Raw genomic sequence first — 23,068 nt, 5'->3', positions numbered from 1 at the left:
AAAAAAGTTAGGGCATATAGCAGTATGCTCTATTTTTATATGAGGAAAGAGGGTGAAAAAATGTTTAATCCTTTTGTTCCCCATGGTAATTTTAAATGGGTTGTAATTGATGGAAGGGAGAGGGAAATTGGAGATAGTTTGTTTAAGTTAGGAATAAAAGTTTTATATACGGAAAAATGTGCAGATTTATACGATGCTATTTCTTTCCATCCCGATATACTTTTACATCCGTTAGGAGATGGAGAAATTATTGTAGCCCCCAATGTGACACCAGAGTTTATACACAAATTGAAATTAATAGGTTTAAAAGTAAAAATAGGACAAACTTTTTTGAAACGTAACTATCCTTATGATATCGCATATAATGTAGCAAGATTGGGAAACACAGCTTTTCACAATTTGAAGTACACAGATCCTGTTTTAAGAGAGTCCTTAGAAAGAAAAGGCGTCAAGTTTTTAAATGTAAGGCAAGGTTATACAAAATGTAATATGGCAATCATAGATGATAATAGCTTTATAACTTCAGACAAAGGAATATTTGAGGTAGCAGTTGATAATGGTTTTGAAGCACTTTTGATAGAACCTGGAGGTGTTTTTTTAAAGGGTTTTGAATACGGATTTATTGGCGGTGCAATGGGGCTTATAGGAGAGAAAAAATTAGCAGTGACTGGTGTGTTTAAATCTCACAAAAATTATGAAAAAATTATTGAATTTTTATATAAAAAAGGAATTGAAATTGTTTATCTTACTTTTAAACAAATAAAAGACATTGGTTCCATCATTCCACTGATTTAAAACAGATAAAAACGAGAAAAAGAGACATATACTATTAACGAAGGGAGTGAGAAGATTGCAACTATTTTCCATAGGTGTTTCAAAGGATTTAAAACTAGATGAAGAAAATTTGAAACATGGTTTAAAAAATTTAGCTGAAAATGGTATAAAAATTGCAATAAATTCTAATGTATATGGCCCAGTTACGTATTATAGCTTAAAAGTTGAAGATAATCAAGGTTTTAGTAATGTTGGGAGAATAAGAAATTATATAGCAGAAGCTATTTCAGATATAATAGTTAACCAAATTGACAAACGGATAATAAAAAAATTAATCAATAAATATTACCATTATTTTTCAGAAGATGAAAAAGAGGAAATAGAAAAAATTGCTTACAATATTTTGGAAGACGACGTGAATAGAGAAACATTTAAATTGGCAAAAAAAGAGCAAATTTTTGTATTGATAAGGGATTTTTTAAAAGAGAGTGATTATATAGACTTAGAAGGGTTTGTGAATTTTAGACTTAGGGATTTTATTGGCGAACTTAGCGAAGTTACAGATAAGGCTGTTGATGAATTTTTAATGAGAAAAGAGTATAACGAGTTTATAGGTTTACTTAAATACTTTGTGGAATTACAGGACTCAAAAGTTGAAGTATTGAATGTCATTGTTGATAAAAATGGCAAGTTTAAACTTTATGATGAAAATTCTAAACCAATATCTAGTGATTTTATTGATGAAATAGTTAATGAATTAAAAGATGGTGTTATAAGTGATGAAGATGCTTTGATGAGTACGCTTATAACTATAGCTCCTAAAAAGATATTTTTTCATTCCATTAACAATATGAGAAATAGGGAAATTTTAGAGACCATTAAAAAAGTTTTTAATAACAAAGTGGAAATTTGCTATGGTTGTGAGTTGTGTTCAAAAATTAAGTGTGAAAAATAGCCCAGCTTAAGGCTGGGTTTTAAAATTCGTCAAAATCTGATATTATTATATTTGGTGATTTTTTAAAATTTAGAGGTGGTGGAATGCAATTTTTAACAAGGATGCTATTTTTAGCTTTTGTAGGAGCTGCTATTGGATGGTTTACGAATTTTATCGCCGTTAAAATGCTATTTAAGCCTTTTAAACCTATAAAATTTTTCGGTATAACATTACAAGGGCTTATCCCTAAAAGAAAATGTGAAATTGCTAAATCAATAGGTGAAATTGTGGAAATGGAATTGTTATCTTTTAATGATTTATGGGACAGGCTTTTAACAGAAGAAAATCGGAAATTATTGTTATCGAATTTGGATTTAAAAGTCAAAGAAGTTACAGAGAATAAACTTCCTTCTTTTTTTCCTAAGGCTATAAAAGGAATGATATCAAGGTATATCGGTGAGATTATAAATAGAGAAGTAGAAGTATTTTTGAATTCTCCTTCTAATGAAATGGTGGAGATTATTTCAAAAAGGCTTAAAATATCAGAAATTGTAGAGAAAAAGATAAAAAGTTTTGAATTAGAGAAATTGGAGAATGTGGTGTTTAAAGTTGCTCACAATGAACTTTATACGATAGAGCTTATGGGAGGAGTCTTGGGGTTTATTATAGGGGTATTGCAAGCAGTTATAATACAATTTTTATAAAATTATTATTGACAAAAGCTTTAGGGAAAGATATAATGATTAAAAAATTGAATATTAAAGCAATGAGGGGGAAAGTAGATATTTGATGAACATCACAGAGATTGAATGACATAGGCTGAGATCATTCAAATGTTCTGAATATCGAAAACCACCCCGGAGCTGCGGATGATGAATCCGAACGGTTATTCCGATATAATACCAGAGTATAAAAAAGAGTGGAACCGCAGAGAACCTCTGCCTCTTTACGGGGTAAGAGGTTTTTTATTTAAGATTTTGCAAAGGAGGTAGTTGAATGATTCTCACATTAAAAGATGGTACACAAAGAGAATTTGAAAAGGGTATAACAGTTTATGAAATAGCTAAAAGTATAAGTGAAAGATTAGCAAAAGAAGCCGTTGGTGGAAAGTTTAATGGCAAAGTAGTAGAACTTAATACAAAAATTGAGGAGGACGGAAAATTAGAAATTTTGACTTTTGATGATGAAGAAGGGAAAAAGATTTATTGGCACACTTCTTCCCATATTTTAGCACAAGCTGTAAAAAGGCTTTTTAAAGATGTGAAATTGGCAATTGGTCCAGCCATAGACAATGGTTTTTACTATGATTTCGACACAGATAGGCCTTTTACAACGGAAGACTTTGAGGCTATAGAGCAGGAAATGAATAAAATTATAAAAGAGGATTATAAGTTGGAAAGATTTGTTCTTCCAAAGGATAAAGCTATAAAATTAATGGAGGGAAAAGGTGAACCTTATAAAGTGGAGCTAATTAAAGAGATACCAGAAGGGGAGGAAATTTCTTTTTACAAACAAGGAGAATTTACTGACCTTTGCGCAGGACCTCACCTTATGTCAACAGGTATGGTAAAGACTATTAAATTGTTATCAGTTGCTGGTGCCTACTGGAAAGGCGACGAAAAAAATAAAATGCTTCAAAGAATATATGGAATAAGCTTTCCTAAAAAAAGCATGTTAGATGAATATTTACATATGTTAGAAGAAGCAAAAAAGAGAGACCATAGAAAATTAGGGAAAGAGCTGGATTTGTTTAGTATCCACCCTGAAGGACCAGGCTTTCCATTTTTCCATCCTAAAGGAATGATTATAAGAAACATTTTAGAAGATTTTTGGCGTAAGGAACATATGAAGCACGGTTATCAGGAAATAAAAACACCTATAATTTTAAATGAGGAATTGTGGCGTAGATCTGGACACTGGGACCATTACAAAGAAAATATGTATTTTACTGAAATAGACGGTGAAACTTACGCGATAAAACCCATGAATTGTCCTGGAGCAATGCTTGTTTACAAATCTACAATGCATAGTTACAGGGATTTACCCTTAAGACTTTGTGAATTGGGTTTAGTGCATAGACATGAACTTTCAGGAGTTTTGCATGGGCTTATGAGAGTAAGAAGTTTTACTCAGGATGATGCTCACTTGTTTATGACTCCTGAGCAGGTAGAAGACGAAATTTTAGGGGTTATAAATTTAGTGGATTATTTCTATAAAATCTTTGGCTTTGAGTATTTTGTTGAATTGTCTACACGTCCTGAAAATTCTATGGGGTCTGATGAAGACTGGGAATTGGCCACAAATGCTTTGATTTCTGCTTTAAACCGCGTGAATTTACCATATAAAGTTAATGAGGGGGATGGTGCATTTTACGGACCCAAAATAGATTTTCATTTAAAAGACAGCATAGGTCGTACATGGCAATGTGGAACTATCCAATTAGATTTCCAGATGCCTGAAAGGTTTGAACTGGAGTATATAGGCCCAGATGGAGAAAAACACAGACCTATAATGTTACACAGGGTAATTTACGGAAGTATAGAAAGATTTATTGGAATTCTTACTGAACATTTTGCGGGGGCTTTCCCAACTTGGCTGGCGCCAGTACAAGTTAGAGTTTTGCCTATATCTGATAAACACTATGCTTATGCCCAAAATGTATATGGGCGTCTGTTGGAAAATGACATAAGAGCTGAATTGGACGACAGAAATGAAAAAGTAGGATACAAAATACGAGAGGCACAACTTCAAAAGATTCCCTATATGCTGATTGTAGGGGATAAAGAAGTAGAACAAGGGACAGTATCTTTAAGGTCAAGAAGAGAAGGGGATCTAGGTGCTATTTCCTTAAGTGAGTTTATAGAAAAAATTCTTAAAGAAATCGCTACAAAAGCTTTATAAAATCAAAATGCTCCTTTAAGGGGCATTTTGATTTATTGTTTATTGAAAGAATTTAAAAAACGTGATAATCTAAAATTAAAATATCAATTTTGAGGGAGAGGTATGAAAAAGAACTTAGAGGTTTACAAGCATTTGAAATACAACATAAAAATGAATATGATAAATGGTCTTGCATGGGCTATAGGCTTTAATATGGTTAACCCTTTTATTGGAATATATGCCATAAAATTAGGAGCCGACGATTTTCAGGTATCTCTTTTAAATTCTCTTCCCGCCCTTATGGTGGTAATTGGAGTAATTCCTGTGACCTACTTGATTAATAGCTTAAAGAATGTTCATAAATTTGCTTATATTGTTCTTTATATTGCACGAGCTTTTTATTTTTTACTTGCTCTTGCTCCCTTTTTTGATAAGGAGTTCCAACCGTGGATTGTAGTCATATTAGTAGGAGTAATGAATTTACCTTCTATGGCGGTTGGTATGTGCTGGCAGTCTTTTATGAGTGAATTAATTCCTCACGAATATAGAAGTAAAGTTTTTGCTGACAGAAATTTTTGGACGACAATTGTGGCAACAATTACAGTTTTGGTAACAGGATGGTTGCTTGATAATATAGTATTTCCTATTAATTATCAAGTAATATTTACCATTGCATTTATTTTCGGATTAATAGAATCTTATTATTTTTCAAGGTTTTACGTGGTGGAAAGCGATTTGGAGGAAGCCAATCCCGCAAATTTTTACGAAGCTTTTAAAAACATGTTGGAGTCCAAAAAATTCATATATTTTAATATAACTTCTTTTATATATTATTTTACATGGATAATGGCTTGGCCTATATTTACCGTATATAAAGTGAATTTTTTGCATGCTAACAACGGATGGATGAGTATATTTACTATTGTTTCCTCGATTGGGTCTATTTTAGCTTTTTATAAATGGGCTGACCTTTCTAACAAAAAAGGAAACGGATTTACTGTTGCATTAAGTGCATTGCTTCTAGGATTTATTCCTCTTATGTGGGCTACAACTAAAAGCCTTTATGTTGGTGCTGTTTTTGATTTTTTAGGGGGTATAGCTGTAGGAGGTTATAACATGTTGCTTTTAAATTGGCTGTTAGAACTTTTACCTCCTACATCAGGAAAAATGAGTTACATAGCAGTTTTTACATTAATTACCCAAATTGCTGCTTTTATTGCTCCTATGTTTGGAATGTGGCTTTATACACAAATTGGTTATGTAGTTTTTATGATTTTAACAGGTATTGCAAGAATAGTAGTGAGTATTTTGTACTTTTTAGTAGCTAATTATGAAGATGAGATTAAAAAAGTTGAAGCAAAGTAAGGAGGAAAAGTATGAGGTATATTACTGCAGGTGAATCCCATGGAGAAGCATTAATTGCTGTTATTGAAGGTCTTCCCGCAAATCTTTTAATAGATGAAGACTTTATAAATAAAGAGCTTAAAAGAAGGCAAGGTGGACATGGAAGAGGAAAAAGAATGGCAATTGAAGAGGACAAAGTCCACGTTTTAAGCGGTGTGAGCAACGGGAAAACAATTGGTTCCCCTCTTGCTATACAGATAATAAACAAAGATTATGAAAATTGGAAGGGTAAAATAGTTCCAGCGATGACAAGACCTCGCCCTGGTCATGCAGACCTTTCAGGAGCAATAAAATATAATCAAAGGGATATAAGAAATGTTTTGGAGCGTTCCAGTGCACGAGAAACAGCAGCGCGAGTGGCAGTAGGAAGCGTCGCAAAATTACTTCTCAAGGAGTTAAATATATTCGTAAAAAGTAAAGTTTTAGAAATAGGTGGAATAAGTGTAGAAGAAGAGTGGCCAAAGATTATTGAAGAGGCAAAATCAAAAGGAGATACTTTAGGTGGTGTAATAGAAATAATAATAGAAGGTGTGCCTATTGGATTGGGAAGTCATGTGCAATGGGACAGGAAACTGGATGCTCTTTTAGCTTATCATGTCATGAGTGTACAAGCTATAAAAGGAGTAGAGTTTGGCTTGGGATTTGAAGCAGCAAGAAGACCTGGATCTTTAGTTCACGATGAAATATACTACGATAAAGAAAGAGGTTTTTATAGAAAATCCAATAATGCAGGAGGAATTGAAGGCGGGATTTCAAATGGAAGTCCTATAATTATAAAGGCTGCGATGAAGCCAATTCCTACACTTTTAAAACCTCTTAATTCAATTGATATAAATTCAAAGAAACAGGTAAAAGCTGCCTATGAAAGGTCTGATGTAACTGCTGTAGAAGCTGCTGCCTGTGTATTAGAAGCGGTATGCGCTTGGGTGATTGCTGATGAATGCCTTAAAAAGTTTGGTGGTGATTCAATTGAGGAACTAAAGAAAAATTATGATGCTTATTTAGAGTATGTAAAAAATTTCTAGATTTTAAAAATAAAAAGGTAAGCATAAAGTTCGCGAAAAATTTCGGTAGACTAGTTAATAGAGTTGACATTTTGCACAAGACGAGTGACTTGACAGAGCAGTTGCTAAGCATAAAAATAAATATTGACAAAAAAATAAAATAATGATAAACTAAAGAAGCAATAAGTAGAAGCGCCCGCTTCTCACCTTTCACCTAGGGTGCAAAGGTTTTTTCAAAAGTAGTTATTGTTGTTTTGTTATAAAGAAGCGGGTATTTCTATATCCGCTTTTATTTTTTCATAATTCTTAGGAGGTGTGTATTTATTAACAAAGAGCTGCAGGTCAATGAGGAAATAAGAGACAAAGAGGTAAGGTTGATAGACCAAGATGGAAAGCAAATTGGCATAATGTCGGCAAAGGAAGCTTATAAAATTGCTCAAGAGAGACATCTTGATTTGGTTAAGATTGCCCCTCAAGCCAATCCGCCCGTGTGCAAATTGATGGATTTTGGTAAATACAGGTACGAGCTTAGTAAGAGGGAGAAAGAGGCAAAGAAAAAGCAAAAGGTGATAAATGTTAAAGAAATAAGAATGTCTCCAAATATTGAAGATCATGATTTTGGAGTAAAGTTGAGAAGTGCTATTAAATTTTTAAAAGAAGGTGACAAGGTAAAAGTTACTATAAGATTTAGAGGAAGAGAAGCTGTTCATACTTCACTGGCAGAAGACCTTTTAAAGAGGTTTGCAGAAGAGCTTGATGAGTATGGCGCTATAGAAAAAGCTCCTAATATGGAGGGTAGGAATTTAATAATGGTATTAACACCAAGAAAATAGTAACAATTACAGAAGGAGGATATATTTATGCCTAAAATGAAAACACATAGAGGAGCAGCAAAAAGGTTCAAAGTATTAAAGTCAGGAAAAGTTAAAAGGTCAAAAGCTTATAAAAGTCACCTTTTGACCCATAAAAATGCAAAAAGAAAAAGAAGATTAAGAAAAGCTACTTATTTAGTAGGTGGGGATGCTAAAAATATCAGACGCTTACTACCTTATTCATAATAGATTAGGAGGTTTTTAAAATGGCAAGAGTAAAATTTGGCAAAGTAACGAGGAGAAGACGCAAAAAAATATTAAAGCTGGCAAAAGGTTATTGGGGAGCTAAAAGCAAACTTTTTAGAGTTGCTAATCAAGCAGTAATGAAATCTTTAATGTACGCTTATATTGGTAGGAAATTAAGAAAGAGAGATTTTAGAAGACTTTGGATAACAAGAATAAATGCTGCTGCAAGAGCTCATGGGATTTCCTACAGCAGGTTTATAAATGGACTAAAAAAGGCTGGAATAGAAATTAACAGGAAGATGCTTTCAGAAATGGCTATACACGATGAAAAAGCTTTCGAAGAATTAGTAAATATAGCTAAGCAGCATTTAAACGCATAAGGCCAGTTTTTTGGCCTTTTGCTTTAACTAATTTTATAAAAGAGTGGTGGGAATGTTAATTACGAGTGAAAACAATGACCTTATAAAAAAAATAAAAAAGTTAAAAGACAAAAAGGGCCGATACGAAGAAGGGCTGTTTTTTGTAGAGGGTACTACAAGTGTATTGGAAGCTTTAAAAAGTAACTTTGAAATAGAGTACATAGTTATGGGAGAAGGGGTTAAAATAGATATTCCCACAGGGAATTTTAAAATTGTACATACTACTGAAAGAGTCTTTAAAAAAATAAGTGACACAGTAACTCCACAAATGGTGATGGCAATTATAAAAATACCAAAATATGAAGAAGATACTTATATAAAAGACAAAGGCATATATATTATAGCGGACAATATTCAAGATCCAGGAAATTTAGGTACTATAATCCGTACGGCTGATGCATTTGGAGCTAGTGCTATTTTTACTATAAACAACTGTGTAGATGTTTTTAATCCAAAGGTTTTAAGAGCATCCATGGGGTCTATTTTTCACATTCCTGTCATAGTTACTGCTTCACAAATTTTGTTAAAACTTAAGCAAAGAGGAATAAAAGTTTTTGCAACTCACTTAAAAGCTCGGAAATTAGTTCATGAGTGCAATATTTCGGATAAAGTAGCTTTTGTTTTGGGGAATGAAGCGAAAGGTGTCAGTGTTGTAGACCTGGTAGATGACTTTGTAAAAATACCCATGACAGGGGAGGCAGAGTCTTTAAATGTTTCAATCGCTGCTGGTATATTTTTATACGAATCTCAAAGGCAGAGGTTGATAAAAAATAATTAGGATGGTATAATTTTAAAAAAATATTGCAAAATGCTATGAAGGAGTAAAGTACATTATCGAAAATCACAGGGAGATAACACCGCAGACTGAAAGTGTTATCGTTAGGTAGATAATGGAAAGTTCCCTCCGGAGCAGCGTGCTGAACTAATAGTAGGCATTGCCGGTCATGCCGTTAACCAAATGAGTGAGCATTTTTTATAAAATGCTAATGTAGGTGGTACCGCGGATTCTTCGTCCTATTGACGGAGGATTTTTTATTTTAACTAATATGCTTAAAGAGGGGTTGAGATATATGGAGGAATTGTTGCGCAAGCTTTATGAAAATGCACAAAGGGAGATTTTGTCAGCCGATAGTTTACAACAAATTGAAAACTTAAGAGTCAAATACTTGGGCAAAAAGGGTGAATTGACACAGATTTTAAGAGGAATGAAAAATTTAAGGCCTGAAGAAAGACCATTGATTGGTCAAATTGCCAATGAAGTAAGAGAAAAAATTGAGGGATTACTCACAGAAACAAAAAATAAAATTGCCCAATTAGAAAAAGAAGAGAGAATTAAAAGTGAATACATAGATATAACTATGCCGGGAACACCTTATGAGTATGGTCACAAACACCCTCTGACACAAGTATTGGATGAAATCAAAACAATATTTTTAGGATTAGGCTTTTCTATTGCAGAAGGACCAGAAATAGAGTTTACTTATTACAACTTTGAAGCATTAAATACACCAGAGGACCATCCAGCTAGAGACTTACAGGATACCTTTTATGTTACTTCTGATATACTTTTGAGAACTCAAACATCCCCAGTACAAGTAAGGACTATGGAGAAAAATAAGCCTCCAATAAGGATTATATCTCCAGGAAGGGTTTATAGATCTGATGAGATAGATGCAACTCACTCTCCAGTGTTTCATCAGATGGAAGGGCTTGTAGTAGACGAAGGAATAACTATGGGAGATTTAAAAGGAGTTTTAAATATATTTGCGAAAAAGTTTTTTGGAGAAGACACTCAAACCAAATTTAGACCTCATTATTTTCCTTTTACAGAGCCCAGTGCAGAAATGGATGTGAGCTGTTTTGCTTGTGGTGGAAAAGGTTGTAGAGTTTGCGGATATACTGGTTGGATTGAAATTTTGGGAGCAGGGATGGTACATCCTAATGTCTTGAGAATGTCTGGTATTGATCCTGAAAAATATAGTGGATTTGCTTTTGGCTTGGGAATAGATAGGATTACAATGCTGAAATACGGAATAGATGATTTAAGGTTTCTTTTTGAAAATGATTTAAGGTTTATACAACAGTTTTAAAGGGGTGGTCGTATGTTAGTATCACTTTTGTGGTTGAAAGAGTTTGTCGATATAGATGAAGATGCGAAAATTATTTCTGAAGGTCTTACTATGTCAGGGTCAAAAGTTGAGACTATAACAAGCTACGGGAAAGAAATTTCAAATGTGGTGGTAGGGAAAATTATTTCATTAGAAAAACATCCTAATGCAGATAAATTGTTAGTTGGCATTGTAGATGTAGGTACTGAAAAACTACAAATTGTAACCGGAGCACAGAATATTAAAGTGGGGGACTACATACCAGTAGCCCTTCATGGTGCAACTCTTCCTGGAGGAGTTAAAATAAAAAGAGGCAAATTGAGAGGAATAGAGTCAAATGGCATGATGTGCTCTGCTAAAGAATTGGGACTTGATGAGAGCCTGTTGCCAGAATACCAAAGAAACGGGATTTTTATATTGCCACCTTTCCCATTAGGAATGGATATAAACGAGGCTCTTCAGTTAAAAGATGATGTATTAGAATTTGAGATAACTCCAAATAGACCTGACTGTTTGTCAATGGTAGGAATAGCGAGAGAGGTAGCTGCGACTTTTAAGAAAAAGTTTAAAATGCCAATGATAGAGGTTAAGGAAAGCGAAGAACAAAATCCTGCAAAAGTGACTATTGAGGCTACAGATTTATGCTTTAGATATGTAGCGCGGGTTGTTAAAAATGTTAAAATTGGTCCTTCTCCTATGTGGATGCAGATACGCCTTTTAAAAGCGGGAATAAGACCTATAAATAACGTGGTGGATGTTACAAACTATGTAATGCTGGAATTAGGTCAGCCTTTACACGCTTTTGACTTGGACAAAGTTGAAAACAAGCATATAATTGTGAGAAGGGCAAAAGAAGGGGAAAAATTAGTTACATTGGATGGAAAAGAAAGGATTTTAGACAGCTCAATGTTGGTTATTGCGGACGAAAAGAAAGCTATAGGTTTAGCCGGCGTAATGGGAGGAGAAAATACAGAGATAACTGACACTACTGTAAATATTTTAATAGAAAGTGCTAATTTTAAAGGAAGCAATATAAGGCATACTTCTAAGAAATTGGGGTTAAGAAGTGAAGCTTCTTCAAGATTTGAAAAGGGTTTAGACCCAGAGGTTACAGTTTTGGCTTGTGAAAGAGCAGCACAGCTTATGGAAAAATACTGTGGCGGTACAGTTTTAAAAGGGCTTGTGGACGAGTATCCAAAGCCAATTGAAAAGACAGTTTTAACTGTAAATCCTCACAGGATTAATAGATTTTTAGGCACAGAGCTTCCGACATCTCAAATGATTGAAATATTGGAGTCTTTAGAGTTTAAAGTTATAGAAAAAGGCAATGACCTTGAAGTAACGGTACCTCACTTTAGAAGAGATGTTACAATGGAGGCAGATATTGCCGAAGAAATAGCAAGACTTTATGGGTATAACAATATTGAAGACAGTTTAATGAAAAATGCAGAAACTACCTTGGGGGCATTGACCAAAGAGCAACGACTAGAAGAAAAAGCAAGGGAAGTTCTATTGGCTTGTGGGTTAAATGAAATTGTTACTATGTCTTTTATGGGGCACAAGGATTTAGACAAAATAAACGTACCTTTAGATAGCCCTCTTAGAAAAGCAGTCAAAATTATAAATCCTCTTGGGGAAGAGCAAAGCCTTATGAGAACTACTCTACTGCCCTTTATATTGAACGTAGCTTACACTAACTATAGTAGAAAAGTACAAGAGTTCAAAGTTTTTGAAATATCCAAAGTGTTTATACCCAAAGAATTACCCTTAAAAGAATTACCACAAGAAATAAAGACTGTTGCAATAGGAATGTACGGGGAAAATGTGGATTTTTTCGCATTAAAAGGAATAATAGAAGCATTCCTTGAAGTAATGGGTATAAAAGGAATAGAATATGTAAGGGCAGAAGATCCTTCCTATCATCCAGGAAGGTCTTCAAAAATTCTCCTAGGTGACGAAACATTAGGTATATTTGGAGAGATACACCCTGATGTTTTGGAAAATTACGATATACCTGTTAGAGTCTACGCTGGAGAAATAAACTTAGATAAAGTAATACAATATTCTAATGTAGAAAAGAGGTATATTCCTCTTCCCAAATATCCAGCTGTAGAAAGGGATATAGCAGTTTTGGTAGATGAAGACATTTTTGTAAAGGATGTGGAAAAAGTTATACTTGAAACGGGAGGTAAACTTGTAGATAAAGTTGAATTGTTTGACGTCTATAAAGGTCCTAACATCCCTGAAGGTAAAAAAAGTGTTGCTTTCTCTATCTGGTATAGGTCTTATGAAAGGACTTTGACAGATGAAGAAGTAAGTGTAATTCACAACAACATTGTAGAAGCTCTTGACAAAAAATTAGGAGCCAAATTAAGATAAAAAAGGCAATTTTAAGCCTTTTTTATCTTTTATCTTAATTAAGAAGGAAATTGCACTTTAATGTAGAACTAAATAAAATAACAAAAGATTAAGGGGATGTTTTTGTGGAGTTAAATAAAGTCACTGTGATTATAAATGGGAATGAATATATTTTAAAATCTGATTATCCTGAAGAGCACGTAATAAAACTTGCCAATTATGTAGACAATGTGATTAAAGAGTTATCACAAAACTACGAAAAGTTATCACAAATGCAACTACTACTTTTGTCGTCTTTAAATATTGCAGATGAACTTTTTATTGCAAAAGAAGAAAATAATGCTATCAAAAAGGAATTGCTTTCTTTAAAAGCAGAATTAGAAGAAAAAAATCGCTATATAAAACAATTAGAGGAGGAGCTTACTAAAACTAAACAACAGCTTTTAGAGACAGAGGAAGAGTTTCGGCAGTTTATAGAAACTTTTGATGAAGAAAAGTAAAGGTGATTGGATGAAAAAAGTTGAATTATTAGCTCCAGCAGGAGATTATGAGGCTTTAATGAGTGCAGTTAATGCAGGATGTGATGCAGTGTATCTGGGAGGAAAAAATTTTGGTGCAAGAGCTTATGCAACCAATTTTGACTATGATGATTTAAAATCTGCTGTAGAATTCTGCCATTTAAGAGATGTCAAGGTATACGTTACTGTAAATACCCTTGTAGCGAATGAAGAATTTGAAAAGCTGGTCAACTATTTAGATTTTTTGTATTCTATAGGTATTGATGCAGTTATAGTGCAGGATATGGGAGTATTAAAGTTTTTACGAGAAAATTATCCTGATTTAAAAGTTCATGCCAGTACACAAATGACAGTTCATAATTTAGAAGGAGTACAAGAATTAGCTGAAAAGGGAGTTTCCCGGGTTATTTTATCAAGAGAGCTCACATTAAAGGAAATAAAGGATATAGTTCAAAATTCTAACATTGAAATAGAAGTCTTTGTTCATGGAGCCCTCTGCGTCAGTTATTCTGGACAGTGCTTTATGAGTAGTATACTAGGAGGAAGAAGCGGAAACAGGGGAAGATGTGCACAACCTTGCCGTTTAAAGTATTCTCTTGTAGATAAAGAGGGAAAAGTTTTAGAAAAGGATTTACACCTTTTGAGTATGGCGGATTTATGTACTATAGAACATATACCAAAACTCATTGAGGCGGGAATCACTTCTTTTAAAATAGAAGGCAGGATGAAAAATGCCGAGTACGTCGCTTCTGTTGTAAAAGCCTACAGAGAAGCTATTGACAGTTTTTATGAAGGAAGGACTTTTGATTCAGGTAAAGCTATAGAAGAGATGTCTCGAATTTTTAATAGAGGATTTTCTACTGGCTATCTTTTTGGAGTTAAACCCTCCAAAATGAGTTATCTTTCTCCTAAAAACATGGGAGTTGCTGCTGCAGAAGTGATAAGTGTGACTTCGAAAAATGCAAGGCTGAGACTTTTAAGGGATATTGCAAAAGGTGATGGAATTTCTGATGAAAAAGGAGAAAAGGGGCAAAAGGTTGAAGTAATATTTAAGAATGGGAAGAAGGTAGATAGAGCTTATGAAGGAGATATAATAGAACTACCTCTTAAGTTTTATGTAAAAGAAAGAGAAATATTAAATAAAACTTATGATGTATTGTTAAATAACAAGCTGAAAAACTTACCTTCTAAAAAGATTCCTATAAAAATTTATGCGGAGTTAAAAAAGGACAAACCTTTGTATATAAAGATACAAGAAGGAATTCATACAGTAGAAGCTTATAGTGATGAAATAAGTCAGATAGCGGAAAAAGTTTCTATTAATGAAGATTTTTTGAAAGATAAACTTACTCAAATAAATGACACAGCCTTTTATGTAGAAGAAATAGAAGTAGTAGTTGAAAAAGGACTTTACATGTCTGTAAAAGGAATAAAAGAAGCGAGAAGAAAAGCACTAGAAATGTTAGAAAAGAAAAAGTTAGACTATTATAAAAGAGAAGAAAAGCACACATTTTTTAAGTTGCCTTCTTTTAAAGCTTTTAAAGAGAAAAAGGAAAAAGTAACCTTAACTTTTTATACTGACAAGCTTGAACATTTGAAGATAGCCAGCCAATTGGGTATAGAATATGTCTATTTCAATTACAAGCTTGATGTAAAACTTTTAAAAAAAGGTTTAGAACTAATAAAAGATTCAAAGACAACGGTTATACCTGCTTTCCCTTCTATATTGAGGGAAGAGATAAAAAGAATAAAGCCTCAATTAGAATTTTTACAGGATATGGGGATAAACAAAATTTTGGTTTCAAATTTAGGGCTTTATCATATTGCAAAAAATTATGACTTTGAGATATTTATAGATTATCCTTTGAATATTTTCAACAATTTAGCTGTAGATTACTTTAAACCTTACGCTGTGACTTTATCTTATGAACTTACGCTGGAGCAGATTAAAGATATTGCCAAAAGAAGTGACGTAAAATTTGAAGCTTTAATATACGGTAGACTGCCTCTTATGACGATGGAATATTGTCCAATAAAGAATTTAGTAGGCTGTGACAGAGAAAGGTGTGAAAAAGGTTATTATTTTCTAGAAGACAGAAAAGGCAAATTAATGCCTCTTAAAAGCGATGGTTTTTGCAGGATGCAGATTTTAAACGCAGATGTGCTTTTTATGGTAAGCATAAAGGAGCTTAAACAAGCTGGACTTTCTTTTTTGAGGATACATGATACAATAGAAGAAGATGAAGAAATAGAGAAAGTTTTAAAAATGCATATTGAAGCTTTAGAAGGGAATGAAATTGAAATTTTAGAAGGAAAATATACAAAAGGACATTTTTACAGAGGAGTTTTGTGATGGTGAGGGGAATTAATAGTAGAGCATTAAAAAGTCTTGAATTTGACAAGATAGTGGAGTTTATTGTTAGCTATTGTGATTCGGATCTAGGCAAACAAAAAGCTTCAGATATTGTCATAAAGAAAGACATAGAGGAAATAGAGAGGGAATTAGATTTATTGAATGAGGCAATTTACTTTATTTCCTCCTATGGGGGTATTTCTTTTGCTTTTGAGGACATAAGGGATTATATAAAAAAAGCACAAATAGATTCCGTGCTTTATAACAAGGAGCTTTTAAAGATAAAGAAGTTTCTTAAGTTGGTAAGCCAAATAAAAGGCTATTTCAAAAATCTTCAAGAAAGTGATAGATTTGTAAGGTTAAAAGAATACGATAAAAAAGTTTTACCGATAAAAGATTTGGAAAAAAGGATTGAAAATATAATAATTTCAGAAGATGAAATAGCAGATGATGCTTCTCCACTGCTCAAATCTTTAAGAAGGCAGAAATCAGCCATAAATGAAAAAATAAGGGCAACATTGAATTCGATAATTTCTACCCGTCAAAAAGAATTGCAAGAGCCTATTATAACTGTAAGACAGGGAAGATATGTTGTACCTGTAAAACAAGAATATCGCAGCACTTTTAAAGGTATTGTCCACGACCAATCCTCCAGTGGTGCTACTCTTTTTATTGAACCTATGCAAGTAGTTGACTTAAACAACGAATTGAGACAAGTGGAACTAAAAGAAAGACAAGAGATACAGAGAATACTTTTTGAGCTTTCTCAAGAGGTCAAAAAGTATGCACAGGCTTTATTTAATGACATTGAAATAGTTTCAGAATTAGATTTTACATTTGCTAAGGCTAAATATTCTTTAAAGCTAAAAGCCGTAAGGCCAGAGCTAAACACAATGGGATATATTAATTTAAAAAAGGCAAGACACCCTCTCATAAATCAGGAAGCTGTTGTCCCTATAGATATATACATAGGAGACCAATTTAATACCCTAGTCATTACTGGTCCTAATACGGGAGGGAAAACTGTAACTTTAAAGACAGTGGGACTTTTAACTATAATGGCAATGGCAGGGCTTAATATTCCTGCAGAAGAAGGGTCACAGGTTTCAATATTTGAGGAAATTTTTGTGGATATAGGCGATGAGCAGAGTATTGAACAAAGCTTAAGCACTTTTTCTTCCCATATGACGAATATTATAAGCATGCTCCAAAAAGTAAACAAAAATTGCCTTGCTTTGTTAGATGAATTAGGGGCAGGTACTGACCCTGTAGAAGGTGCTGCTTTGGCTATGAGTATTCTCGATACACTGCATAAGATTGGTGCCAAGACAATAGCTACTACCCATTATAGTGAGTTAAAGCAGTATGCTTTAAAAACCGCAGGAGTAGAAAATGCAAGCGTGGAATTTGATGTTGAAACTTTAAAGCCCACCTATAAGCTTATAATAGGTCTTCCTGGCAAAAGTAATGCCTTTGAAATAGCTAAAAGATTAGGGCTTCCTCGGCAAATAATAGAAGATGCAAGAAAATATATTTCAGGAGAAGCTTTAAAATTTGAAGATATAATTGCAGACGTCGAAAATAAGCGAAGGGAATTGGAAAAGGCAAACCACGAAGTGGCTTTTTTAAGGAAAAATGTGGAAATTTTGAAAGAGGAATTAGAGAAAGAAAAGAAAAGATTGCAAAATGAAAGGGATAAAATATTAAAAGAGGCGAAAGAAAGGGCAAGGAAAATAGTACAAGAAGCGAAATTTACTGCTGAGGGGATAATCAAAAAGATTAGAGAAGCAGAAGAAAGTACCCAAAATAAAGACAGGATCATACAAGAAGTAAGAGAAGAATTGAAGAAAAATTTAGAGGAATTAGAAGAAGAAGTTTTAAAGCCTAAAGAGGCTTCCTACGGCAAAATTCCTGATAGTTTAAAAGAGGGACAGACAGTCTATATAGTGCCTTTGGGCCAAGATGGAATTGTGCTTTCTCTTCCTGACAAATCAGGGAATGTGGAAGTGCAGGCAGGAATTTTAAAGATGACTGTGCATATAAGTAATTTAAGGGTAGTGGAGGAGAAAGAAGATGAGGTAGTAAAAAAAGGCTACAGCAAATTTGTACACGAAAAGTCTCAATCTATAAGCACTTCCATAGATGTGAGAGGCAAAAACCTTGACGATGCTTTGTTAGAGGTGGAAAAATATATAGACGATGCGTATTTGGCTGGTCTTACTCAAGTGACAATTATTCACGGACGGGGTACAGGGGTGTTAAGGACGGGTATATCGCAATTTTTAAGAAGCAATAAACATGTTAAATCTTTTAGGTTAGGTAAATACGGTGAAGGAGGAGACGGTGTTACAATAGTTGAATTAGTTGACAAATAGGGGATGATAAAATGTATTTAGTAAGTGCTTGCCTTGCTGGTGTTAACTGTAAATACGATGGAGGAAACAATGAAAATAAAGAAATAAAAAAATTGGTAGAGGAAGGGAAGGCTATTTTAGTTTGTCCTGAGCAATTAGGGGGGCTTCCAACTCCTCGACTGCCCTCTGAGATAAAAGTTGATAAGGTTTTTAACATTGAAGGAAAAGAGGTTACGGAAAATTTCTATAGAGGAGCCTATGAGACTTTAAAAATTGCTAAAATGTATAAGATAAAGGAGGCAATTTTTAAAGCTAAAAGCCCTTCTTGCGGCTGTGGAGAGATTTACGATGGCACTTTTTCGGGGAATTTGATAGATGGAGATGGAATTACCACAAGGATTTTAAAGAAAAATGGGATATCTGTTATGACAGAACATGACTTTTATAGAAAATATAAAAAATAAGTAACAAAAACACCTCCTCCCACATAAAATGTAGGGGAGGTGTTTTGCTTGAAAAGGAAAAGATGGGGACTAAGGCGGGTTAATTCGTTTTACATATATTTGATTTACGTAGCTATTTTATTTGTGATTTTATACTATTTTACAGAATATCGATTAAAACCGGCTATTATAGCAGTAAGTGAAACTTTAGCAAAAGAAACAGCTGTAAATACTATAAATGATGCTATAAATGAAAAAGCGCTAAAAGGAATAGAGTATAAAGATTTAATTTATGTAAGAACAGATAACAATGGAAAAGTGTCAATGTTACAGGCAAATACTATTGAAATGAACTTGCTGGCTTCTAAGATTACAAAAGAAGTGAAAGAAAATTTAAATAATTTAGGTCCTCTCTATGCTAAAATTCCTTTAGGTTCGGTTTTTTCTACTGATTTATTTGCTAATGCAGGGCCACGTATAAAAGTAGGGCTTTTGCCAGTTGGAGCGGTAGATGTTGATTTTAGTTCACAGTTTGAACCGGCTGGAATAAATCAAACAAGGCATAGAATATATTTAGATATTCAAACTACGATACGAATAATTGCGCCTTTAGCTTCAGAAAAAATAATTGTTACACTTCACATGCCTATTGCAGAAAGTATAATAGTTGGAGATGTACCTTCAAGCTATGTGGATGTAAATGGAGATAAATTTACAATTCCTGTGCCTCAATCTCCAAATTCAAATATAGAAATACAAAAATAACTATTGAATTTTTTTGATAATGTGATATAATAAAAAACGTGTGATAAGTGGGGGTGTAGCTCAGTTGGGAGAGCACCTGCCTTGCAAGCAGGGGGTCAGGAGTTCGAATCTCCTCATCTCCACCAAATAAAAAGAAAATTACCCGATAAGGGTATTTTTTTTTGCTTTCGTATAACTTAGCAATTTTTTCTTCAAAATGCAGGATTTCTGCATTTTTTGTCGAATTATTAAAAAGATGGTGCTCAAAGAGGTGAATTAAATGAATACCGATGTAGAAGTCACATACAAAAAACGATTGGATAATATTGTAGAAAAAACAATAGAGGCAATTGAAAGCAGTAAAGTACAAATTTTTGATATTTTAGAAAAGGCAAAAGAAGAAGCGAAAAGATTGGAAGCGCAATTAGAAGAGCTAAAAATCCAAGTTATAAATGTTATAAAAGAAGTAGAGTTGTGCGAAAGGAAAGAAAAAAAGTGCAAACTAAAACTTGCACTTGTAAGTAAACAGTTTGGGCACCTATCTGAACAAGCAGTAAGGAAAGCTTATGATGAGGCAAAAGAGGCTCAAATAGAGTTGGCGTTAAAGAGACGGGAAGAAAAAGAATTAATAGAAAAAAGAAATGAACTGGAGAGAAAACTTATAGACAATAAGACTATTATTGAAAAAGCTGAAAAGCTTGTTTCTCAAATTAACGTAGCTCTCAATTATTTAAATAGGGATTTAAAAAAAATGAATACTCAATTAGAGCAATTGAAAGACAAACGAGCTTTGAGTGTAAAAATTATTGAAGCACAGGAAGAGGAACGAAAAAGAATTGCAAGGGAAATTCACGATGGTCCTGCGCAAGCGATGGCAAACGTGTTATTGAAATCTGAACTTTGTGAAAAATTGATAACCAAAGATATTGAACAGGCGAAAGTAGAACTTAAAAATCTAAAAAATATTGTACAACAATCTCTAAAAGAAGTAAGGAAAATAATATATGACTTAAGACCTTCTGCTCTTGATGACTTAGGTCTTATTCCGGCATTATCCAGGTACATAAAAAATTTTTCAGAGGAGACAGGCATATTTGTAGATTTTAGTGTTTTGTCGGATTACAAGAGACTTAGTCCTGAGATTGAAATAACTTGTTTTAGAGTAGTACAAGAGGCTCTTACAAATATAAAAAAACATTCCAAGGCAAAAAATGCTTCTGTTAAATTTGAGTTTGGCATGCGATTTATTAGCATAATTATCAAAGATGATGGCATTGGCTTTGATAAGGAAAATATTGGACAAGGCTATGGGCTGATGGGCATGAGGGAAAGAGTAGAAATTTTAAACGGTAAATTTGAAATAAGTAGTTTCAAAAATAAGGGTACTCAAATTTATATTTCTATACCTGTAAGGGGTGTTGAGGATGATCAGATTGTTAGTGGCTGATGACCATGCTTTGATAAGAAAAGGGTTAGTCCAGCTTATTGAAATGGAAAAAGATATAAAAGTTATTTCTCAAGCTTCAAATGGGGAAGAGGCTTATCAACTTGCAAAGAAATTTATGCCCGATTTAATACTTATGGATGTAAATATGCCTGTAATGAATGGCATAAAAGCAGCAAAAATGTTAAAAGAAGAAAAACATCCAAGCAAAGTATTGTTTTTGACTATTTACAACGATAGAGAATACATTTTGGAAGCACTTAAATTGGGAGTAGAAGGGTATATTTTAAAAGATGCTGAATATGATGATTTAATAAAAGCGATAAGGACTATTTACAATGGAGGAGTTTATATTCATCCTTCTTTAATGGAAGAAATAGATAACATAGATCACGAAAACTTGAAAAAAGACCTCACACCACGGGAGATAGAGATTCTCAAACTTATTTCTAAAGGGTATAGCAATAAAGAAATTGCACAAAAACTATTTTTAAGCGAGAAAACTGTCAAGAACCATGTTTACAATATTTTTAAAAAATTAGATGTGAAAGACAGAACTCAAGCTGCTATTTATATGCTTAAAAATGAGACGATTTTACAAAACTAAACTTTTACAATGCTAAATTTGACTTTTATACAAAAAAAGCGTATCATATTGTTGATACACAATGTCATCCATACAAAAAACCACGGGGGGTAATTTCTTTGGAAGAAAAAGATTTAAAGGAAATTGAAAAGCGTTTAGGTTACAAAAAAGTGGATGCATGGACAAAGATTACGCAAGAGGAGAAAGAAAAGGTTTACCAATTTGCAGAAGACTATAAAGATTTTATGGCAAAGTGCAAGACGGAAAGAGAAATAGCAGAAAAAATTGTAGAAATGGCCGAGAAAAACGGTTTTATTAACATTGAACAAGTTACAAATTTAAGGCCGGGCAGCAAAGTGTATTACAACAACAAAGGAAAATCAGTAGTTTTAGCTGTAATTGGTAAAGAGTCAATGCAAAAGGGAATAAAATCGGTAGCATCTCATATTGATTCTCCGAGAATTGACCTAAAACCTAATCCAATGTATGAAGATGGTGGTTTGGCTTTATTTAAAACCCATTACTATGGGGGTATTAAAAAATACCAGTGGGTGACAATCCCTTTGGCTCTCCATGGAGTAATTGTCAAAGCAAACGGTGAGAAAATAAACATTATACTGGGAGAAGATGAAAATGACCCAGTCTTTTACATAACAGATTTATTGCCCCACTTAGGGAAAGACCAGATGGAGAAAAAAGCAGCAGAGGCGGTTACAGGAGAAGCATTAAATGCTGTAGTTGGAAGCATTCCTTTTTCTGAGGAAGTCAGCGTGAAACCCAATATTTTAAAATATTTAAATGAAAAGTATGGCATAGTGGAAGAGGACTTTTTAAGTGCTGAGTTAGAATTAGTACCTGCCTATAAGCCTCGCGATATAGGATTTGACAGAAGTATGATTGGAGCTTATGGTCAAGATGACAGGGTTTGTGCTTATGCTTCTTTAAGAGCTATTCTTGAACTTGAGGTGCCAGAGAAGACAGCTGTTACAATATTTGCCGATAAAGAAGAAATTGGAAGTATGGGCAATACGGGTTTACAATCAAGATTTTTTGAAAATGCTATTGCAGAGATATTAGAAAAATACGAAGGTAGCACAGATATTAAATTAAGAAGGGTTTTTGCGAATTCCGAACTGCTTTCTGCTGATGTAAATGCTGCATTTGATCCTACTTATCAAGAAGTCAGTGAAAAACAAAACACTGCTTATATAGGTAAAGGGGTTTGTGTAACCAAATATACTGGTTCAAGAGGAAAATCGGGGTCAAATGATGCAAATGCTGAGTTTGTCGGCAAAATAAGAAAACTCTTCAATGAAAATGGAGTAGTATGGCAGACAGGTGAGCTGGGCAAAGTTGACATGGGAGGCGGCGGCACAGTAGCACAGTTTGCAGCGAATTACGGAATGGAGGTTTTGGACTGCGGTGTTGCTCTTTTAAGCATGCACGCTCCTTATGAACTGTCTTCTAAAGTGGATGTGTATATGGCTTATAAAGCTTATAAAGTGTTTATGGAAAAAGATTAAATCCGGGAAAACCCCGGATTTAATCTTTTATAAACATTTCAACAACTATTATGCCATTGCCCTCTTTATTTTTCACTATTCCTACTCCTACCTTGTTGTAATAAGGGTTTAAAATATTTGCTCTATGTCCTTCTTTATTACCACCTCAAATCATATATTCTACA

20 protein-coding genes, 1 tRNA gene, 1 pseudogene and 3 other annotated features are annotated in these 23,068 nt (G+C 33.7%); of the genes and pseudogenes, 21 read left to right on the top strand and 1 reads right to left on the bottom strand.

All coding sequences use genetic code 11. The annotated features are described in order from the left end of the window. Positions 1 to 60: 60 nt before the first annotated feature. The 21 genes from TMATH_RS07670 (at position 61) to TMATH_RS07570 (ending at position 22,904) form a co-directional block, all read left to right on the top strand. Positions 61 to 795: a DUF6873 family GME fold protein gene (locus tag TMATH_RS07670; protein WP_013150522.1), complete on the top strand. Its 735-nt coding sequence runs from the start codon at positions 61 to 63 to the stop codon at positions 793 to 795. A gap of 55 nt (positions 796 to 850) precedes the next feature. Beyond that, positions 851 to 1,729 carry a putative sporulation protein YtxC gene (ytxC, locus tag TMATH_RS07665; protein ID WP_013150521.1) on the top strand — a complete coding sequence of 293 codons (879 nt, stop codon included), beginning with the start codon at positions 851 to 853 and terminating at the stop codon, positions 1,727 to 1,729. 83 nt (positions 1,730 to 1,812) lie between these two features. Next, complete coding sequence (locus TMATH_RS07660) at positions 1,813 to 2,412, top strand: DUF445 domain-containing protein (protein ID WP_012995512.1); 600 nt, start codon at positions 1,813 to 1,815, stop codon at positions 2,410 to 2,412. A gap of 53 nt (positions 2,413 to 2,465) precedes the next feature. Further along, positions 2,466 to 2,657, top strand: a binding site (T-box leader). Between the two features lie 47 nt (positions 2,658 to 2,704). Next, a complete protein-coding gene (gene thrS / locus TMATH_RS07655) occupies positions 2,705 to 4,609 on the top strand; it encodes a threonine--tRNA ligase (protein ID WP_013150520.1) in 1,905 nt (634 codons plus the stop codon). A gap of 102 nt (positions 4,610 to 4,711) precedes the next feature. Then, positions 4,712 to 5,953, top strand: coding sequence for an MFS transporter (locus tag TMATH_RS07650; protein ID WP_013150519.1), 1,242 nt, complete (start codon positions 4,712 to 4,714; stop codon positions 5,951 to 5,953). Between the two features lie 11 nt (positions 5,954 to 5,964). Next, entirely contained in the window at positions 5,965 to 7,017 is a 1,053-nt protein-coding gene (locus TMATH_RS07645; protein WP_009052581.1) for a chorismate synthase, read from the top strand. Between the two features lie 157 nt (positions 7,018 to 7,174). Then, positions 7,175 to 7,297: a sequence feature (ribosomal protein L20 leader region), on the top strand. After that, positions 7,278 to 7,829 carry a translation initiation factor IF-3 gene (gene infC / locus TMATH_RS07640; RefSeq protein ID WP_013150518.1) on the top strand — a complete coding sequence of 184 codons (552 nt, stop codon included), beginning with the start codon at positions 7,278 to 7,280 and terminating at the stop codon, positions 7,827 to 7,829. Its footprint overlaps the feature before it by 20 nt. Positions 7,830 to 7,856: 27 nt before the next feature. Continuing rightward, positions 7,857 to 8,054 (top strand): 50S ribosomal protein L35, encoded by a 198-nt coding sequence (gene rpmI / locus TMATH_RS07635; protein ID WP_003867239.1) that lies wholly within the window; start codon positions 7,857 to 7,859, stop codon positions 8,052 to 8,054. 20 nt (positions 8,055 to 8,074) lie between these two features. After that, entirely contained in the window at positions 8,075 to 8,434 is a 360-nt protein-coding gene (gene rplT / locus TMATH_RS07630) for a 50S ribosomal protein L20 (protein WP_009052579.1), read from the top strand. 52 nt (positions 8,435 to 8,486) lie between these two features. Then, complete coding sequence (locus tag TMATH_RS07625; protein ID WP_009052578.1) at positions 8,487 to 9,251, top strand: TrmH family RNA methyltransferase; 765 nt, start codon at positions 8,487 to 8,489, stop codon at positions 9,249 to 9,251. 26 nt (positions 9,252 to 9,277) lie between these two features. Next, positions 9,278 to 9,493: a binding site (T-box leader), on the top strand. A 50-nt stretch (positions 9,494 to 9,543) separates the two neighbouring features. Beyond that, a complete protein-coding gene (gene pheS, locus TMATH_RS07620) occupies positions 9,544 to 10,563 on the top strand; it encodes a phenylalanine--tRNA ligase subunit alpha (protein WP_028992710.1) in 1,020 nt (339 codons plus the stop codon). A gap of 12 nt (positions 10,564 to 10,575) precedes the next feature. Then, the gene (gene pheT / locus TMATH_RS07615; protein WP_013150516.1) at positions 10,576 to 12,960 is read left to right on the top strand and encodes a phenylalanine--tRNA ligase subunit beta; all 2,385 of its coding nucleotides are present in this window, start codon (positions 10,576 to 10,578) and stop codon (positions 12,958 to 12,960) included. A gap of 104 nt (positions 12,961 to 13,064) precedes the next feature. Beyond that, on the top strand, positions 13,065 to 13,439 hold the full coding sequence (locus TMATH_RS07610) for a cell division protein ZapA (protein WP_013150515.1): 375 nt from the start codon (positions 13,065 to 13,067) through the stop codon (positions 13,437 to 13,439). Positions 13,440 to 13,449: 10 nt separating this feature from the next. Next, positions 13,450 to 15,810 carry a U32 family peptidase gene (locus tag TMATH_RS07605; protein ID WP_013150514.1) on the top strand — a complete coding sequence of 787 codons (2,361 nt, stop codon included), beginning with the start codon at positions 13,450 to 13,452 and terminating at the stop codon, positions 15,808 to 15,810. After that, positions 15,810 to 18,185 (top strand): endonuclease MutS2, encoded by a 2,376-nt coding sequence (locus TMATH_RS07600; RefSeq protein WP_013150513.1) that lies wholly within the window; start codon positions 15,810 to 15,812, stop codon positions 18,183 to 18,185. The genes TMATH_RS07605 and TMATH_RS07600 overlap by 1 nt, the downstream gene beginning before the upstream one ends. Before the next feature lie 11 nt (positions 18,186 to 18,196). Beyond that, positions 18,197 to 18,628: a 2-thiouracil desulfurase family protein gene (locus TMATH_RS07595; RefSeq protein ID WP_013150512.1), complete on the top strand. Its 432-nt coding sequence runs from the start codon at positions 18,197 to 18,199 to the stop codon at positions 18,626 to 18,628. A gap of 48 nt (positions 18,629 to 18,676) precedes the next feature. After that, on the top strand, positions 18,677 to 19,372 hold the full coding sequence (yunB, locus tag TMATH_RS07590; protein WP_012995502.1) for a sporulation protein YunB: 696 nt from the start codon (positions 18,677 to 18,679) through the stop codon (positions 19,370 to 19,372). Positions 19,373 to 19,421: 49 nt separating this feature from the next. Further along, positions 19,422 to 19,497, top strand: a tRNA-Ala gene (locus TMATH_RS07585). A 134-nt stretch (positions 19,498 to 19,631) separates the two neighbouring features. After that, entirely contained in the window at positions 19,632 to 20,798 is a 1,167-nt protein-coding gene (locus TMATH_RS07580) for a sensor histidine kinase (RefSeq protein ID WP_012995501.1), read from the top strand. Then, complete coding sequence (locus TMATH_RS07575) at positions 20,776 to 21,402, top strand: response regulator (protein ID WP_028992716.1); 627 nt, start codon at positions 20,776 to 20,778, stop codon at positions 21,400 to 21,402. The genes TMATH_RS07580 and TMATH_RS07575 overlap by 23 nt, the downstream gene beginning before the upstream one ends. A 98-nt stretch (positions 21,403 to 21,500) precedes the next feature. Beyond that, positions 21,501 to 22,904: an aminopeptidase gene (locus tag TMATH_RS07570; protein ID WP_013150511.1), complete on the top strand. Its 1,404-nt coding sequence runs from the start codon at positions 21,501 to 21,503 to the stop codon at positions 22,902 to 22,904. A 19-nt stretch (positions 22,905 to 22,923) separates the two neighbouring features. Here the strand turns inward: TMATH_RS07570 and TMATH_RS11660 are convergent. Next, positions 22,924 to 23,043: pseudogene (locus TMATH_RS11660) on the bottom strand (CAP domain-containing protein); the annotation flags it as partial. Positions 23,044 to 23,068: the final 25 nt, after the last annotated feature.

The organism is Thermoanaerobacter mathranii subsp. mathranii str. A3, assembly GCF_000092965.1.
Lineage (GTDB): Bacteria > Bacillota > Thermoanaerobacteria > Thermoanaerobacterales > Thermoanaerobacteraceae > Thermoanaerobacter > Thermoanaerobacter thermocopriae.
This window is presented reverse-complemented; position numbering and strand designations above follow the sequence as displayed.